We start from the raw sequence: 16299 nt of genomic DNA on the forward strand, positions 1-16299 counted from the left end.
GCGGAGGGCACCAATGGCCCCTGTCAGCGCAAACACTAGCGCAGGCCCGGCGTGATGCAACCGGATCGCCCCGCCACGGGCCAGCTTCACCTGCGCGCCTCTGCCCCCTTGCCAAGCGCTGCGCCCTGCCCCAGCCTGCCGCAGGAACCGGACCACCCCAGCCAATAAGCACAGGATCCCAACATGCCCCTGACCATCACCAAAGGCGTCAAAACCCTCCTTGAGGAGGCCAATGCCATCGTCGACACCATGTCCATCGACACGGCAAAATCTGCGGTGTCCGATGACGCCTATGTCTTCATCGACCTGCGCGATATCCGCGAACTGCAAGCCAGCGGCATGATTCCTGGCGCATTTTCCTGCCCGCGCGGGATGCTGGAATTCTGGATCGACCCTGACAGCCCCTACCACAAGCCGGTTTTCAATCAGGACAAGACCTATGTGTTCTACTGCGCGAGCGCCTGGCGTTCTGCGCTGGCCGCAAAGGCCGCAATGGAGATGGGCCTTGCCCCGGTGATGCATCTTGAGGGCGGGTTTACCGCCTGGAGCAAAGCGGGCGGTGAGATCGCGCAACGCGCCGACTGAGCCGCCCCCTTGTCCCGGTCCGTCGCTGGCGGCGCGGCAAATCTGCCGCGCCGGACATAAACCAGACACAATACGACACGCCAATCGGGAAAATGTCGGAAACACCCGTGCAATCTGACCTCGCAGCGGTCATGACTGGCCATTATGCGGATGATGATTTCCTTTGCGGCGCTGTTTCTCTCGGTGATCCTGTTGCAGCTGTCGACCGGCGGCGTGGGTCCCTTGGATGCGCTCTCTGGTCTGACACTGGGATTTGACAAGGAACAGATCGGCTTCCTCGGTTCGGCGCATTTCCTGGGGTTTTTCATCGGCTGCTGGTGGGTGCCGCGCCTGATGGGCAATGTCGGCCACAGCCGGGCCTTTGCCGTCTGTACCGCCCTTGGCGCGATGGGGCTGATCGGCCACACGCTGACAGAGGATCCGCTGGCCTGGGCCGCAATGCGGATCGCCTCCGGCCTCTGTGTGGCAGGCTGCTATACGGTGATCGAATCCTGGCTCAACGCAAAGGTCACCAATGAAACCCGTGGTCGCGCCATGGGGTCATATCGGATCGTGGATCTCTCCGCCTCGCTGGTGGCGCAGCTGCTGATCGCAGTGCTGCCGCCTGCCGCCTATGTGTCCTATAACCTGCTGGCGATCCTCTGCTGCGCGGCGCTCTTGCCGCTCACCATGACCAAGGTCAGCCAGCCCGACATCCCCGATGCGCCTAGGCTGCGCCCGAAACTCGCCTGGGCCTGCTCACCCCTGGCGGTTGCCGGTGTGATCGTTGCCGCGCTCAGCTCCGCGTCCTTCCGCATGGTTGGTCCGATCTACGGGCAGGAGGTCGGGCTGGAGGTTGGGCAGATCGCCTTCTTCCTTGCCACCTTCGTGCTTGGCGGCGCGCTGGCGCAATACCCGCTGGGTTGGTTGGCGGATAAATACGACCGTCGCTGGGTGCTGATCTGGCTGTCCGTGGTGGCGATCCTGTCCTGCGGCGTCACCATGGCTGCCAGCGGCATGGGCACTCTCGCGGTGATGGCCTCTGCCGCCTTCTTCGGCTTCACCACCATGCCGATCTTCTCGGTCTCTGCTGCCCACGCCAATGATTTTGCCACCTCGCAGCAGCGGATTGAACTGGCCGCCGCGCTGATGTTCTTCTACGCCCTTGGCGCCATCGCCTCGCCGCTGATCTCCTCGGCCCTGATCGACAACTACGGCCCCGGCGCGCTCTTTGCCTTTGTTGCGGTGGGCCATCTCGGGCTGATCGTCTTTGGCCTCGCGCGGATGCGCGCCCGCCCCGCACCCGAGGACCGCACCCGCTACGTCTATGCGCCGCGCACGTCCTTCACCATTGGCCGCCTGCTCAAACGCTCCCGCGAGCGGCGCTAGACGGTCTGCGACCCCCTTCAGGGCGGGGAAATTAGCCACAAGTCCCACAGCGGGGTTTTCGGCGGCAGCGCCATGCGCTAGACGGGCCAGCAAAGCTTTAGTTGGATGGATGATATGGCGCGCTTTCTCATTACCTCGGCGATCCCCTATATCAACGGGATCAAGCATCTGGGCAATCTGGTCGGCAGCCAGCTGCCCGCAGATCTCTATGCTCGCTACCAGCGCGCACGCGGCCATGAGGTGATGTTCCTCTGCGCCACCGACGAACATGGCACCCCCGCCGAGCTGGCCGCTGCCAAGGCAGGCAAGCCGGTGGCTGACTATTGCGCCGAAATGCACGAGGTTCAGGCCGGCATCGCCAAAGGGTTCGGCCTCAGCTTTGACCACTTCGGACGCTCCTCCAGCCCGCAGAACCACGCGCTGACCCAGCATTTCGCAGGCAAGCTGGCCGAGCAGGGGCTGATCCGCGAAGTCACCGAAAAACAGGTCTACTCCCACGCCGATGGCCGCTTCCTGCCCGACCGCTACATCGAGGGCACCTGCCCCAACTGCGGCTATGAACGCGCCCGCGGCGACCAATGCGAGGAATGCACCAAGCAGCTGGACCCCACCGATCTGATCGATCCGCGCTCCGCGATTTCCGGCTCCACCGATCTGGAAGTGCGCGAGACCAAACACCTGTACCTGTGCCAGTCGCAGCTGAAGGATCAGCTCGACGCCTGGATCGACAGCAAACACGACTGGCCGGTGCTGACCACCTCCATCGCCAAGAAATGGCTGCATGATGGCGACGGGCTTCAGGACCGGGGCATCACCCGTGATCTCGACTGGGGTGTGCCGGTCAAGAAGGGCGATCAGGACTGGCCCGGTATGGAGGGCAAGGTGTTCTATGTCTGGTTCGACGCCCCCATCGAATATATCGCCGCCTCCCGCGAATGGGCTGACGCCAACGGCAAATCAGACGCCGACTGGCAGCGCTGGTGGCGCACAGACAAGGGCGCCGATGATGTGAAATACGTCCAGTTCATGGGCAAGGACAACGTCCCCTTCCACACCCTGTCGTTCCCGGCCACCATCCTTGGTTCCGGCGAGCCGTGGAAGATGGTCGACCACCTGAAATCCTTCAACTACCTGAACTACGATGGCGGCCAGTTCTCCACCTCGCAGGGGCGCGGCGTGTTCATGGATCAGGCGCTGGAAATCCTGCCCGCTGATTACTGGCGCTGGTGGCTGCTGTCCCACGCCCCGGAAAGCAGCGATTCCGAATTCACCTGGGAGAACTTCCAGCAATCTGTGAACAAGGATCTGGCGGACGTGCTGGGCAATTTCGTCAGCCGCATCACCAAATTCTGCCGCTCCAAATACGGCGAGGAAGTCCCAGCGGGCAATGACTACGGCGAGGCCGAACAGGCCCTGATTGATGAGATCAGCACCCGCGTCACCGCCTATGAGGGCCATATGGCCGCCATGGACGTGCGCAAATCCGCGCAGGAGCTGCGGGCGATCTGGGTTGCGGGCAATGAATACCTGCAATCCGTGGCGCCCTGGTCCGTCTTCAAAACCGACCCCGATCAGGCCGCCGCTCAGGTCCGCCTTGGCCTCAACCTGATCCGGCTCTACGCGGTGCTGTCGGCCCCGTTCATCCCCGATGCGACCGAGCGTCTGCTGGCTGCCCTCCAGACCGAGGATCGCAGCTGGCCCGACGATGTGGCCGCCGCCCTCTCCGCGCTGCCCGCAGGTCACGCCTTCACCGTGCCGGAGGTGCTCTTTGCCAAAATCACCGACGAGCAGCGCGAGGAATGGCAGGTACGCTTCTCCGGCACCCGCGACTGATTTCAGGGCCCGCCCTCTGACAATGACCAAGGCCGCTCCACCGGGAGCGGCCTTTTTTGCGTTCAAAGGTGGATCGGCGCCCCTTCCGGCGGCATCCGCAGCTGCCAGCGCGGGGCCAGCTCCGCATGGTGCTGCCGCAACACCTCCGGCCCTTCCCGGTAGAGCGCATAGGTCGAATGATGGATCGGCAGAACCGCCTTTGGCGCCAGCCGCTGCGCAAAATCTGCCGCCTGCGCCCCATCCATGGAGATCTGCCCTAGCGCGCCCGCCCCGCCAACCGCGCCCAGATGCGGGATAAAGACATCAAGCAGACCCGCCCCCGCAACCTGCGCCGCGCTCAGAGCCTGCCAGACCGGCGGCACCAGAAAACTGTCCCCTGCCCAATAGATCCGCGTCACGCCCAAGCCCGTCTCCACCTCGATCAGATAGCCGTTGCCGAGCCCCAGCAACCGCGCCACCTCCGGGTTTTCTGAATGGACCGCAGGCATGGCCGTGATCCGCAGCACCCCCTCAGGCCCTTCGATCCGCCGCGTCTCGCCATGGGCCAGCGCGCTGGCGGCAAACCCCTTCTGCCGCACCGCTGCAAGGTCATGCTCGGGCACCAGCATCGGCAGCTGCGGGTCCAGCCAGGCTTGCGCCGCCTGATCGAAATGATCCTCATGGGCGTGGCTTAGCAGCACCAGATCATAGCGGTCGTGGCGCAGCCCCGGAAACGGGGTGAGCCTCGCGTGTGGTTTTACGTTCGGCCCGCGCGCGAGATCGAACATCTCATTCGGATCCCCCATGACAAAAGCCTCAGGCCCCTCGCCCAGACAGGGATCTGTCAGCACCCGAAGCCCCGCAGCCTCAATCTCCAGCATGGCCCCGCCCAACCAGCGCAGCGACACATCCGGCTGCGCCGCCCGCGCCACAGCGGGCAAGCCGCCGCTCAGGGTCAGGGCCGCGCCGCTCTTCAACACTTGACGTCTGTTCATTGTGTTCTCCTGTGATATCCGACAGGAGTAAACGCTCGCATATTGCGGAATAATCGGTTTAATACTGAAGACTTTGAACGGATATTTCGCTTAATGGATCGTCTTCAAAACATCGAAACCTTTGCCGAGGTTGCGGGTCAGCTCAGCTTTGCCGCGGCTGCGCGCCGCCTCGGGCTGCCCGCCTCCACGGTCACCAGCCGCATTCGCAGCCTGGAACAAAGCCTGGGGGTGCGCCTGCTGGATCGCACCACCCGGCGCGTGGCGCTGACGCCGGCCGGCGCGCTGTTTCTGGACCGCTGCCGCCGCGCGCTGGACGAGATCGACGCCGCCCGCGATCTGGTTGCCGCGGAGGCCAAGGCCAGCGGCCTGCTGCGCCTCTCGGTGCCCACGGCGCTGCCGATGGCGCCACTGGCGGCGCTGACGTCGGACTTCCTGCGCGATTATCCGCAGATCTCGATCACCATAACGGTGGATGACACCCCAGCCGATTTCATGGCCGATGGCATTGATCTTGCGCTGCGCGGCAACCGCCCGGGCAGCGACAGCCTGATTGCCCGTGTGCTGTCTCAGACGCCAGTGGTGCTGGCAGCGCCGCCGGGACAGCTGGCAAATGACGACCTGCCAATTCTCGGCCCGCTGGCGCGGCACCTGACGGACCGGCGCGAAGTGGGCCGCATTGCTTGCGAATCCTTTGCGCTCGCTCTGGAACTGGTGCGCTCCGGCGCGGCACGTGGCTGTTTTCCGCGCCCGATGTGCGATACCGACCATGCCTCGGGGCAGCTGGATCTTGCCCCGCCGCCTGCCGGCGTGGAAACCCAGCTCACGCTGTATCTGGTCTACCCGGACCGCCGTCCGCTGCCGCAGCGGCTGCGGCTCTTCATTGACAGGCTGGTAGCGGCTTACAGTTCGCCCTGATCGCGGCCGCCACCGGGCCATGCGCTGAAGAAGACCCGTAAAAATCTTAATCTGACTAAAAAAGTCAGGTTGACGATTCTGATTAAATAAGTCAGGTATAAAGCAGTTCAGCCAACCTGTGATTGTGCAGCCAGCCCGACTGTTAGCAAATCAACCGAGATCGTCCAGTGTCGTTTCTTCTGCAATTCTTCTCCCTGCGCCATCGCCCCGCTGAGGGCACCCGCGCGCCGGTCAGCCTGCACGCCTACGGGCTGCCGCGCGGTGATCAGGGGTTTTGCCTGGAATGGTATCTGGATCGGTCGGAAAACCGAAACGGGTGACCCTGATGAACCAGATGACTTTTGACCACGCCGCCACCACCACAACCGCAGCCACCGAAGTTTTCCCGACCTACCACGCCGAGGAACTCGCCCGTGGTGGCAATCAGGCTCGCATCCTGCTCAATGGCCAGATCTACAGCCTGCGGATCACCCGCGCCGGAAAGCTGATCCTGACAAAATGATTTCCAACAGCACATCCGCCACATCTGCGGCACCACGGGGCGGGGCCACTGTCGGCCTGCTGACAGATTTGCCCGCCCTGGAGGCCATGGCCGTGCGTAACCTGCGCCACTGGTTCAATGGCCCGGACAGCCGCATTGCGCTGCGCCAAGATCTGCAAGCCGCTCTTGGTCCGGTGCTGGGCCGTCAGGCCTATGAGAATTTCGGGCGTCTGTGCAATTTCTGCGTCACCGAGGGCCGCCGCCCGCTGGTGCGTCACGGGATGACCTGCACCTGCCTTGGTGCTGATGAAAACTGCTTTGCCAATCTGGTCGGTGCAGCCGCGCATGGCGAATATGAGGATGCCAATCTCTTCGCCGCCCTGATCGTCCAGCCACAACAGGCGCAGCGCGCCACCGTCCTCGCCGCCAAAATTGGCCTGATCCTGGATCAGCTGAGCGACCAGACAGCTGGCCCCGCCGCGCATCCCGCGCAGCTGCAGCCGCTCTCGACCACCCTTCACTGACGGTCCCAGTGCCAGACAGCCACCATTCCCCTGTAACCCGTTCACATCATACCATCTCGACTAACCCTTAAGGAACGCTCTAATGACATCGCATTTTCTCGCAGGTACTGCTGTTGCAGCGCTCGCCACAGTTGCGGCTCCCGCTTTTGCGGCAGACAAGGCTGAGGTGCTGACCACCTACGCAAACATTGCGCACGCCAAATATCAGGACAGCCTGGCCACGGCCAAGACCCTGCAGACCGCCGTTGACGCGCTGATCGCCGAACCTTCGGCTGAGGCACTGGAGGCCGCGCGCAAGGCCTGGCTCGCCGCCCGCGTGCCTTATCAGCAGTCCGAGGTCTTCCGCTTTGGCAACGCCATCGTCGATGACTGGGAAGGCAAAGTGAACGCATGGCCGCTGGACGAAGGCCTGATTGATTATGTCGATGCCAGCTACGGTGGTCCGACCGATGAAAACACCCTTGCGGCGCTGAACATTGTTGCCAACCCCAGCTTTGAGCTGTCCGGCAAATCCATCGACGCCAGCGCCATCACGCCTGCGCTGCTCGAGGGCACTCTGCACGAAGCCGACGGCGTCGAGGCGAATGTGGCAACCGGCTATCACGCCATCGAATTCCTGCTCTGGGGTCAGGACCTGAACGGCACCGACCACGGCGCTGGCAACCGCGCCTGGACCGACTATGCTGCAGGCGAAGACTGCACCAACGGCAACTGCGACCGCCGCGGTGAATACCTGAAGGCGGCGACCGATCTGCTGATCTCCGATCTGGAGTGGATGACCGCACAATGGGGCTCCGAAGGCGAAGCCCGCGGCACGCTTTTGTCGGATGAAAACGCAGGCATCACCGCCATGCTGACCGGCATGGGCTCGCTCTCCTACGGCGAAACCGCTGGTGAGCGTATGCGCCTTGGCCTGATGCTGAACGATCCTGAGGAAGAGCATGATTGCTTCTCCGACAACACCCACAACAGCCATTACTACGATGGTCTGGGCGTGCAGAACGTCTATCTGGGCGAATACATCCGCACCGACGGCAGCATGGTTTCCGGCGCGTCGCTCTCCGATCTGGTGCAGGAGATCGACCCGGCACTGGACGGCGAGATGCGCAGCAAGCTCTCGACCACCATGCGCGCTCTGGGTCAGATCAAGACCGCAGCCGAGGCTGGGTTCTCCTACGACCAGATGCTGGAACAGGGCAATGAAGCAGGCGAAGCGCTGGTCATGGGCGGCGTCAACGGTCTGGTCGATCAGACCCGCTCCATCGAACGGGTGGTGACGGCGCTGGATCTGGATGGAGTCGCCATCGAAGGCTCCGACTCGCTCGACAACCCGACAGCCGTTTTCCAGTAAGACGGGCCAAGGGCTGCCACGGCAGCAAAGATACGGCAGGGGCGGCGCAATGCGTGGCCCCTGCTATTGGCGTTCTGGCGCGGCCCGTTTGCAGCATCAATTCGCCCCAACAACCCGGACACCCCGAACAACCCGGACAAATTGTCCACCCCGCAAGAGTTGATGCCAGCTCCGGATCCTCCTATCCAAGGTCAGGAGGCCCCGCGCCCCGCCAATAGAAGTGATCCCAGCCCGCATGCGCGTTTCCCCGTCGCCCCACCGCCCGCATCTGTCCCAGCTGTTGATGGGTCTCAGCCTCCTCGCGCTGATCGCACCGCTTCCCACTCTGGCCGACACGCAAACCACTGCGCTGTCGGAAACCCTGGCAGGGGACGCACCAGAGGGCGATGCAACCCACGCACAGGGGGCGGCGCCCTACACAGATCTCTCCGATCCGCATCTCGCCAGCCTGCCGCGCACCGACGCGGAACAGACCCGCATTCGCGCCGTCACCCGCCCAACAACGCAGTTCGACCAGCCCGAACCCTATGAGGCCCTGCCCGCAGGCGCAGCCACCGTGCGCGCCCGCACCGATGACGAGGCATTTTCCCAGCACAGCGCCAACCTCAGCTTTGAGGAAGAGCTGGAATTCAAACTCGGCAATGGGCTGTTCAAGAAGATCTGGGTGTTCTCCCCGGCCTCCACCCTCGCCTCTGACGGGCTGGGGCCGCTCTATAACGCGCGCTCCTGCCAGCGCTGCCACCTGAAGGACGGGCGCGGCCATGTGCCGGATGGCCCGGATTATGTCTCGACCACGATGTTTCTGCGCGTCTCCATCCCCGGCCCGGTGCCGGACCAGATGCAGGCGATCACCGACTATATCGGCACCGCGCCAGAGCCGACCTATGGCGGCCAGATGCAGGATTTCTCCGCCCCCGGTATCGCGCCCGAATATCGCCTTGGCGTCACCTATAGAGAGGAGATCATTGCGCTCGCAGGTGGCGAAACCGCCACCCTGCACCGCCCCGACTACAGCGCCAATACCCTCGGTTATGGCCCGCTGCACAAGGACGCCATGCTGTCGCCGCGCGTCGCCCCCAGCATGATTGGCCTCGGCCTGTTGGAGGCGATCCCCGCCGCAGACCTTCTGGCAGGCGTGGATGAGGATGACAGCAACGGCGACGGTATCTCCGGGCGCGCCAATCTGGTCTGGTCAGCGGAACACAACCGGATCATGCTGGGCCGCTTTGGCTACAAGGCCGGCCAGCCCACGGTGCATGAGCAATCCGCCGCCGCGTTTTCCGGCGATATTGGCATCTCCACACCGCTGTTTCCGGCCCATTCCGGCGATTGCACCGCCGCGCAGACCGCCTGTCAAAACGCCCCGCACGGCGGCGATGACATCCGCGAGACCGAGATTGACCAGCCTAATATGGATCTGGTCACCTTCTACAGCCGTAACCTCGGCGTGCCTGCCCGGCGCGACCCGGACGCCCCCGCCGTCCTGCGCGGCAAGGCGCAGTTCTACGCCGCAGGCTGCACCAGCTGCCACACGCCAAAATTCGTCACCAACCGGCTGGAGGCGCAACCTGCGCAGAGCTTCCAGCTGATCTGGCCCTATAGCGACCTCTTGCTGCACGACATGGGCGAGGGCCTTGCTGACCACCGCCCCGAAGCCCGCGCCACCGGGCGCGAATGGCGCACCGCTCCGCTCTGGGGGATCGGGCTGGTGCAGCAAGTGAACCCGCGCGCAGGTTTCCTGCATGATGGTCGCGCCCGCACCCTGCTGGAGGCCATCCTCTGGCATGGCGGCGAAGCCCAATCCGCCCGAGACACCGTGGTGGGCCTTGCGCCCGAAGACCGCGCCGATCTGATCCGCTTTCTGGAGTCGCTCTGATGCCCAAGCCCACGCCCCCGTCACCTACGCGCCTGTTGCGTGTTGTCGCCCTGACCATTGCGACCGCTATGGTCTGCGCCACCCTGCCCCCACAGGCGGCCCTTGCGCAGACCGACACCCCGGCGGTCACCACTCCGGAGCAACCGCCCGAAGCCCTCAACCCTGCGCAGCAGGTGGACTGGGTGCTGACCCACCACATTCTCCCCGGCTTCGACCGGCTGGCCGCCCAAAGCGCCACCTTGGCCGAGGTTGCTGCCAGCCACTGCACCCCGGATGATCCGGCCCTGCGTGACGCTTTTGCCCGCGCCTTTGACGCCTGGATCGCTGCCAGCCATCTGCGCTTTGGCCCAACCGAGACCGACAACCGCGCCTTTGCCCTCGCCTTCTGGCCAGACAGCCGCAACAAAATCCCCGGCACCCTGCGTCGCGCCCTCACCGAGGCCACCCGCGACACCCTCACCGATGCAGACAGCTTTGCGAGCCAGTCGGTCGCTCTGCGCGGCTTCTACGCGTTGGAATATCTCCTCTTCGATGCGGCGATCCAATCCGAAGGCAGCGCAGACCAGCGCTGCGCCCTGGTTGCGGCCATCAGCGCCGACATCGCCCGCACCAGTGCCGCGATCCGCGACGATTGGCACAACAGCTATGCCGTGACACTGGTCAGCCCCGCTCCGGGCAACCGCTACCAATCGGAGGCGGAGATCCGGCAGGAGCTGTTCAAAACCCTGACCACCGGGTTTCAGGTGCTGGTTGATATGCGGCTGGGGCGTCCCCTTGGCCAGTTCGACGCCCCCCGCCCCAACCGTGCCGAGGCCCGCCGTTCCGCCCGCAGCCAGCGCCACATCGTGCTGACCCTCACCGCGATGGAACCGCTCGCCCTTGCCCTCGCCGCAGGCGACCCCGCGCTGATGCAGGATATCCACGCAGGCTTTGCCAAGGCGCTGACCCGCGCCAGCGCGCTGGACGATCCCTCCCTCGCCGGGGTGGCCGATCCTGCCCGCCGCTTCCGCATCGAAGCCGTGCAGCAGGACGTCAGCGACCTGCGCAGCCTGATCACCACCCGGCTTGGCCCGAAACTCGGCGTCACCGCAGGGTTCAACTCCCTCGACGGGGACTGACCCTATGGCCGGCCCTTCCCGTCGCGGGTTTCTTGCCGGTCTTCTGGCCGCAGGCATGGCGCCGCAGGCCAGCTGGGCCGACCTCGGAGATCCGGCCTATCTCTCTGCGGGGAAATCCTCCGACGGCCGTTTCCTCCTCGCTGGTCTGAATCACGCAGGCGGCATCCTGTTTCGCCACCCGCTGCCCGCGCGGGGCCATGCCGCAGCCGCGCATCCGACCCGCCCGGAGGCGGTTGCCTTTGCCCGCCGTCCCGGACAGTTCGCGGATGTGATCGACTGCCGCACCGGTGCCGCCCTGGCCCGGCTCACGCCACCCACCGGACATCACTTCTATGGCCATGGCGTATTCTCCCCGGACGGCAGGTCCCTCTTCACCACCGAAAACGCCTTTGAAAGCGGCGATGGCCGGATCGGCATCTGGGACGCCAGCGATGGTTACCGCCGGATCGACGATCATGCCTCCGGCGGCATTGGCCCGCATGATATCCGCCTGCGCACCCGCCCTGACGGCCAGCACGATCTGGTGGTGGCCAACGGCGGCATTCAGACCCACCCCGACAGCGGCCGTGCGAAACTGAACCTCGCCACGATGCAACCCAACCTCAGCTACCTCAGCCTTGAGGGCACCCTGCGGGACCAGCTGATTCTCGATGCAGACCTGCGCCTGAACTCGATCCGTCATCTGTCGATCCACACCGATGGCGCCGTGGGGTTTGCGATGCAGTGGCAGGGTGATCTGGGCGCGGATCTGCCGATCATCGGCCTGCACCGCCCCGGTGCAGCAGCGCGTCTGATGGCAGAAGATGACCCCCGCCTGCGCAACCTTAACGGCTATGGCGGCTCCATCGCCTTTTCCCGCGATGGAACACAGATCGCCGTCACCTCCCCGCGCGGCGGCGTGGTGCAGATCGCCGATTGCACCACCGGCGCGCTGCTGCGGGAACGCCGCCTCGCGGATGTCTGCGGGCTGGCCAGTGACGCAAATGGCTTTGTCGTCACCACCGGTCAGGGGCTGCTGGCACAGCTGAGCACCAGCCAAGCTGATCGTCCGCCACACATCCGGGCCCGCACAGATCTCGCTTGGGACAACCATCTGATCCCGATTGCCTGATCAGCCAGCCAAGAAAGTAAAACGAAAGCAAAACGAAAATAACCCGTGACTTTTCGCAACCGGAGGCCTAGATAAGCCTGCGAAAGGATCCCCCATGGACGCAACCGACAGACAGGCCGCCATTCTGGACCTCCTGACACGACAGGACCGGGTCGAGGTTGAAGACCTCGCGCAGCGCTTTGGCGTCTCCCTGCAAACAATCCGCACCGACCTGCGCGATCTGGCTGCCCGTGGCGCGCTCTCCCGCGTGCATGGTGGCGCGGTCCGCAGCAGCAGTGGCGCCAACCGCGACTACGCCGAACGGCGCAAGCTGAACGCCCGCGGCAAACGCGCCATGGCTGCCCTCGCCGCTGATCTGATCCCCGACGATTGCGCCGTCACCCTCAATATCGGCACCTCAACCGAACAAGTGGCGCGTGCCCTCTCCGGTCATCGCGGCCTTACTGTCCTCTCTAATAACATTAATATTATCAATATGATGATGGAAGACGAGAGCAAGGAACTGGTGCTTGTCGGCGGGGCTATCCGGCAAAGCGACGGCGCGATCGTGGGGGAGGACGCGCTGGAGTTTATTGCCCGCTACAAGGTAGATATCGCGGTGATCGGCGCCTCGGCCATGGATGCCGATGGCGCCATCCTTGACCATGATCCGCGCGAAGTCGCCGTTGCCCGCGCCATTCTTAAAAACGCCCGCAAGCGCGTGCTCGTTTGCGACGGCAGCAAGTTCGAGCGCACCGCCCCGGTCCGCATCTGCGATATCTCCGATCTCGACGTGGTGGTCACCGACCGCCCCGTCCCCGCTGAATTTTCCCGCGCGGCAAAGGCCGCAGGCACGCAAATCCTTTGGGTTGGCGAAAACGAAAGTAGCGAAAATGTCTAACACAAACGCTCAAGACCAAATCACCGATCTTTTCATTATCGGCGGCGGCATCAACGGCTGCGGCATCGCCCGTGACGCCGCCGGTCGCGGCCTATCTGTTGCGCTGGCAGAGATGAACGATCTCGCCTCCGCCACCTCCTCCGCCTCGACCAAGCTGTTTCATGGCGGATTGCGCTATCTTGAATATTTCGAATTCCGGCTGGTGCGTGAGGCGCTGATCGAACGCGAGGTGCTGTTGAAGGCGATGCCACATATCTCCTGGCCGATGCGTTTTGTGCTGCCCTTCCACAAGGACATGCGCTTTGACAACACCACGCCAACCTCAAAATTGCTAACCACCATCATGCCGTGGATGAAGGGCCGGCGTCCGGCCTGGCTGATCCGTCTGGGCCTCTTCATGTACGACAGCCTCGGCAAACGCGGCATCCTTCCCGGCACCTCCAAACTGGATCTTGCCAGCGATCCCGCAGGCCGCCCGCTGGACCCGAAGTTCAAGACCGCTTTTGAATATTCCGACTGCTGGATCGAAGACGCGCGGCTGGTGGTGCTGAATGCCCGCGACGCCGAGGCCCGCGGCGCCGACATCATGACCCGCACCAAAGTCACCGGCGCCACCCGCAATGCGGACCACTGGGTGATTGACCTTGAAGACATCACCACGGGCGCAACCTCGCAGCGCCGTGCCAAGATGCTGGTCAATGCCGGCGGCCCCTGGGTGGCAGATGTGCTGCGTCAGAAACTGGGCCAGAACAGCCGCGAAAGCGTCCGTCTGGTGCGCGGCAGCCATATCGTGGTCCCGAAACTCTATGACCACGGGCGCTGCTACTTCTTTCAGGGCACCGATGGGCGCATCATCTTCGCCATCCCCTATGAGGAAGACTACACGCTGATCGGCACCACCGACGCCGACCACCCCGACCCGCAGACGGCCCCGACCTGCACGCCGGAGGAACAGGATTACCTGATCAATTTCGCCTCGCAATATTTCGCCAATCCGCTCAGCCGCGACGATATCGTCTGGACCTATTCCGGCGTGCGCCCGCTCTATGACGATGGGGCCAGCTCTGCCACGGCCGCCACCCGCGAATATGTGCTGACCCTGAACGACAGCGCCGCGCCGCTGCTCAATGTCTTTGGCGGCAAGATCACCACCTATCGCAAACTGGCCGAGGCCGCGCTGGAAAAGATCGCAACGGTGTTCCCCGATCTGCCCCCCGACTGGACCGCAGGCGTTGCCCTGCCCGGCGGTGATTTCCCGGTTGGGGACGTGGCAAAACTGACCGCGAAACTGGCGCAGGACTATCCTTTCCTCAGCCCATACGCGACCCGCCGCCTGATCCGCGCCTATGGGACAGAGGCCTGGGACGTGCTGGGCACAGCCTCCACAGCTGCCGATCTCGGCCAGGCCTTCGGCGCCACCATCACCGCCCGTGAACTCGACTGGACCATCACCCACGAATGGGTCCGCACCGGCGAGGATTACCTGTTGCGCCGCACCAAACTGGCCCTGCGCCTGAGCGAGGAAGAGCGCGCGACGGTCGACGCATATATCCGCAGCAAGGCCGCAGATCTGGCCGCCTGAGTGCCGTTTCTGGGACGGGTGGGTGCCGGGCCGTTTCATGCCCCGACGCCTTAACCCGTCCGCAACACTTCCACTCCCTATGCGTCCGCCCCCTGCGCAACGCCCATAAAAAGTATCAGCCTCCTTGCCCGATTGTTTCGCACGCGAAACATTTGGTCAGAAGGGCTGACATTCCCGCCTATGTTCATCAGGCGGTCCTAGGGGGGCAATGCTGCCTCTCATGCTTTCGCACTGCGGGCGAAGCTATCCGTCAAAGCTGATGTCGCTGGCCGCAACACGACTTATCAAACCACCGGTATTCACCGCATGATAAATTGAGCGTGGGGGGCGGGCAGCCTCATCTACGTGGCGATGCACCCATTGCCGCCCCTCCAGCGTTTTCAACGACTGAGACAAGGCGCGATCCGTAATCCTGCGCAGATTGCGCTTAATATCGTTGAAGTGGCTCGGCTCATGCAGGGCCGTCAGAATCGGCAACGTCCACGAACGCCGCAGCAAATCGCGATCTTCCTCGGCTGTGACACTGTGGATTTTATTGGCGGTGGCGGCGGCGGAAACGCCCAGCGCGGTCAGCCGAAACTCAGGCCGCAGCGGGTGGCCATAGCCGGGATTTCGCTCCAGCAACCCGATTGAGATCAGGTGATCAACGCTTTGCGCAAACGCCGTCCTGCTTGCCCCGGTGGCCGTCAGCAGCGGCGCCTGCCGCCCGGCAACGCCTGCGTGCAGATGGGCCAGAATAGGGATCGCCCAGGCCCTTGAGGTGGTGTTGACAAACGTCTCAATGTCCATAAAGTATAGTTAGTATATTTTCGATCAAAAGGGAAGACCATGGCGCTTGTTTCAGTGGAAGACACCATCACAATCTCGTTTTCGGTCAAGGATCGCCACGCAACTGCGGATTGGTTCAAAACTATGCTTGGGTTTGACACGATCTACCACGCGGATGAGGCCGGATGGTCGGAGCTGCAGACCAAGACATCCGGCGTCACAATCGGTCTGGGTGAGCATACCAAACCCGCCCCCGGCAACTGCGTTCCCGTCTTCGGCATCGCAGATCTGGATACGGCGCGGCAGAAACTGGAACAGGCCAAGGTGAAATTCGACGGCGAAACCGATGTCGTCGAAGGCATGGTCAAAACAGCGACCTTCTATGATCCTGACGGCAACGCGATGATGCTGGCCGAAGATCTGACCGGTGGCGCATGACGATGCGCCGTGTTTGCACAGCATCTGTCGCCCTGTTACTTGCAGCGGGTGTCGCCTCTGCTGACCCTTTCAAGGAGATCACCGTCGGTGTTCCTGTGGCCTCGATCACCGATGCAGAAGCGTGGTATCTCACCCTGTTTGGCCCTGAGGTTGAGGTGCTAAAGCCCGTTCCCGGCGTTGTCGAATTCAAGGTGGCGCCCGATACGTGGTATCAGATCTTCGAAATCGAAAATCCCAAACCATCCGGGGCTGTCGTCCGATTTCTGGTGGAGGATATGTCCGCCTCTCAGGCCATATGGGCTGACGCTGGCATTGATACCGGCGCCGCCATTCAAATTCCAGATGTCGTGACCTATTCAGAGTTTACCGACCCTGACGGGAACGCCCTCGGGCTTTATGACCTGCCGTAAGCGCTCAGAATTTCGCGACCAGTCAGACCGGCGCAGTTTCGGCGGAACGCCCCTGCAATGGATAGCGGGGGCGCTCCATCTCAAA

General features: G+C 63.5%; 17 protein-coding genes. 15 read left to right on the forward strand and 2 right to left on the reverse strand.

Translation table 11 applies throughout. From position 1 onward, the window contains the following. The first annotated feature begins 183 nt into the window (after positions 1–183). The 3 genes from OO25_RS14950 (at position 184) to metG (ending at position 3786) form a co-directional block, all read left to right on the forward strand. Entirely contained in the window at positions 184–585 is a 402-nt protein-coding gene (locus OO25_RS14950; RefSeq protein ID WP_040180907.1) for a rhodanese-like domain-containing protein, read from the forward strand. A 144-nt stretch (positions 586–729) separates the two neighbouring features. Further along, the gene (locus OO25_RS14955; RefSeq protein WP_040180908.1) at positions 730–1953 is read left to right on the forward strand and encodes an MFS transporter; all 1224 of its coding nucleotides are present in this window, start codon (positions 730–732) and stop codon (positions 1951–1953) included. A gap of 114 nt (positions 1954–2067) precedes the next feature. Further along, positions 2068–3786 carry a methionine--tRNA ligase gene (metG, locus tag OO25_RS14960; RefSeq protein ID WP_242407050.1) on the forward strand — a complete coding sequence of 573 codons (1719 nt, stop codon included), beginning with the start codon at positions 2068–2070 and terminating at the stop codon, positions 3784–3786. A 62-nt stretch (positions 3787–3848) separates the two neighbouring features. Here the strand turns inward: metG and OO25_RS14965 are convergent, their stop codons facing one another. Beyond that, complete coding sequence (locus OO25_RS14965) at positions 3849–4760, reverse strand: MBL fold metallo-hydrolase (protein ID WP_040180911.1); 912 nt, start codon at positions 4758–4760, stop codon at positions 3849–3851. A gap of 93 nt (positions 4761–4853) precedes the next feature. Between OO25_RS14965 and OO25_RS14970 the strand changes: the two genes are divergently transcribed. The 10 genes from OO25_RS14970 to glpD all read left to right on the forward strand — a co-directional run bounded on the left by OO25_RS14970 (position 4854) and on the right by glpD (position 14598). Then, the gene (locus OO25_RS14970; RefSeq protein WP_040180912.1) at positions 4854–5675 is read left to right on the forward strand and encodes a LysR family transcriptional regulator; all 822 of its coding nucleotides are present in this window, start codon (positions 4854–4856) and stop codon (positions 5673–5675) included. 167 nt (positions 5676–5842) lie between these two features. Continuing rightward, positions 5843–5995: a hypothetical protein gene (locus tag OO25_RS22995; RefSeq protein ID WP_158524458.1), complete on the forward strand. Its 153-nt coding sequence runs from the start codon at positions 5843–5845 to the stop codon at positions 5993–5995. Between the two features lie 5 nt (positions 5996–6000). Then, a complete protein-coding gene (gene hemP, locus OO25_RS14975; RefSeq protein WP_036767300.1) occupies positions 6001–6177 on the forward strand; it encodes a hemin uptake protein HemP in 177 nt (58 codons plus the stop codon). Continuing rightward, the gene (locus OO25_RS14980; RefSeq protein WP_040180914.1) at positions 6174–6680 is read left to right on the forward strand and encodes a hypothetical protein; all 507 of its coding nucleotides are present in this window, start codon (positions 6174–6176) and stop codon (positions 6678–6680) included. Before hemP ends, OO25_RS14980 begins: the two co-directional genes overlap by 4 nt. An 82-nt stretch (positions 6681–6762) precedes the next feature. Further along, positions 6763–8031, forward strand: coding sequence for an imelysin family protein (locus OO25_RS14985; RefSeq protein WP_040180916.1), 1269 nt, complete (start codon positions 6763–6765; stop codon positions 8029–8031). 235 nt (positions 8032–8266) lie between these two features. Then, a complete protein-coding gene (locus tag OO25_RS14990) occupies positions 8267–9907 on the forward strand; it encodes a di-heme oxidoredictase family protein (RefSeq protein ID WP_242407051.1) in 1641 nt (546 codons plus the stop codon). Then, positions 9907–11025: an imelysin family protein gene (locus OO25_RS14995; RefSeq protein WP_040180917.1), complete on the forward strand. Its 1119-nt coding sequence runs from the start codon at positions 9907–9909 to the stop codon at positions 11023–11025. Before OO25_RS14990 ends, OO25_RS14995 begins: the two co-directional genes overlap by 1 nt. 4 nt (positions 11026–11029) lie before the next feature. Then, complete coding sequence (locus tag OO25_RS15000; RefSeq protein WP_040180919.1) at positions 11030–12136, forward strand: DUF1513 domain-containing protein; 1107 nt, start codon at positions 11030–11032, stop codon at positions 12134–12136. A 94-nt stretch (positions 12137–12230) separates the two neighbouring features. Continuing rightward, positions 12231–13016, forward strand: a complete 786-nt coding sequence (locus tag OO25_RS15005; protein ID WP_040180921.1) for a DeoR/GlpR family DNA-binding transcription regulator — start codon at positions 12231–12233, stop codon at positions 13014–13016. Continuing rightward, complete coding sequence (glpD, locus tag OO25_RS15010; protein WP_040180923.1) at positions 13009–14598, forward strand: glycerol-3-phosphate dehydrogenase; 1590 nt, start codon at positions 13009–13011, stop codon at positions 14596–14598. Before OO25_RS15005 ends, glpD begins: the two co-directional genes overlap by 8 nt. A gap of 243 nt (positions 14599–14841) precedes the next feature. On the opposite strand, the gene OO25_RS15015 is transcribed toward glpD, so the two are convergent. Continuing rightward, positions 14842–15387, reverse strand: a complete 546-nt coding sequence (locus OO25_RS15015) for a winged helix-turn-helix transcriptional regulator (protein WP_040180924.1) — start codon at positions 15385–15387, stop codon at positions 14842–14844. A 39-nt stretch (positions 15388–15426) separates the two neighbouring features. On the opposite strand from OO25_RS15015, the gene OO25_RS15020 reads away from it, so the two are divergent. After that, entirely contained in the window at positions 15427–15804 is a 378-nt protein-coding gene (locus tag OO25_RS15020) for a VOC family protein (protein WP_040180925.1), read from the forward strand. A gap of 2 nt (positions 15805–15806) precedes the next feature. Further along, positions 15807–16214, forward strand: coding sequence for a VOC family protein (locus OO25_RS15025; RefSeq protein WP_040180927.1), 408 nt, complete (start codon positions 15807–15809; stop codon positions 16212–16214). Positions 16215–16299 lie beyond the last annotated feature (85 nt).

Source organism: Phaeobacter sp. S60 (assembly GCF_000826845.1).
In the GTDB taxonomy this organism is placed as follows: Bacteria; Pseudomonadota; Alphaproteobacteria; order Rhodobacterales; family Rhodobacteraceae; genus Phaeobacter; species Phaeobacter piscinae.

Coding starts and splice junctions, on each gene's coding strand:
- OO25_RS15000 (WP_040180919.1), top strand. CDS start 11,030: ATGGCCGGCCCTTCCCGTCGCGGGTTTCTTGCCGGTCTTCTGGCCGCA.
- OO25_RS14955 (WP_040180908.1), top strand. CDS start 730: ATGCGGATGATGATTTCCTTTGCGGCGCTGTTTCTCTCGGTGATCCTG.
- OO25_RS15015 (WP_040180924.1), bottom strand. CDS start 15,387: ATGGACATTGAGACGTTTGTCAACACCACCTCAAGGGCCTGGGCGATC.
- OO25_RS14990 (WP_242407051.1), top strand. CDS start 8,267: ATGCGCGTTTCCCCGTCGCCCCACCGCCCGCATCTGTCCCAGCTGTTG.
- OO25_RS14950 (WP_040180907.1), top strand. CDS start 184: ATGCCCCTGACCATCACCAAAGGCGTCAAAACCCTCCTTGAGGAGGCC.
- glpD (WP_040180923.1), top strand. CDS start 13,009: ATGTCTAACACAAACGCTCAAGACCAAATCACCGATCTTTTCATTATC.
- metG (WP_242407050.1), top strand. CDS start 2,068: ATGGCGCGCTTTCTCATTACCTCGGCGATCCCCTATATCAACGGGATC.
- hemP (WP_036767300.1), top strand. CDS start 6,001: ATGAACCAGATGACTTTTGACCACGCCGCCACCACCACAACCGCAGCC.
- OO25_RS15025 (WP_040180927.1), top strand. CDS start 15,807: ATGCGCCGTGTTTGCACAGCATCTGTCGCCCTGTTACTTGCAGCGGGT.
- OO25_RS14970 (WP_040180912.1), top strand. CDS start 4,854: ATGGATCGTCTTCAAAACATCGAAACCTTTGCCGAGGTTGCGGGTCAG.
- OO25_RS14965 (WP_040180911.1), bottom strand. CDS start 4,760: ATGAACAGACGTCAAGTGTTGAAGAGCGGCGCGGCCCTGACCCTGAGC.
- OO25_RS14995 (WP_040180917.1), top strand. CDS start 9,907: ATGCCCAAGCCCACGCCCCCGTCACCTACGCGCCTGTTGCGTGTTGTC.
- OO25_RS15005 (WP_040180921.1), top strand. CDS start 12,231: ATGGACGCAACCGACAGACAGGCCGCCATTCTGGACCTCCTGACACGA.
- OO25_RS14985 (WP_040180916.1), top strand. CDS start 6,763: ATGACATCGCATTTTCTCGCAGGTACTGCTGTTGCAGCGCTCGCCACA.
- OO25_RS14980 (WP_040180914.1), top strand. CDS start 6,174: ATGATTTCCAACAGCACATCCGCCACATCTGCGGCACCACGGGGCGGG.
- OO25_RS15020 (WP_040180925.1), top strand. CDS start 15,427: ATGGCGCTTGTTTCAGTGGAAGACACCATCACAATCTCGTTTTCGGTC.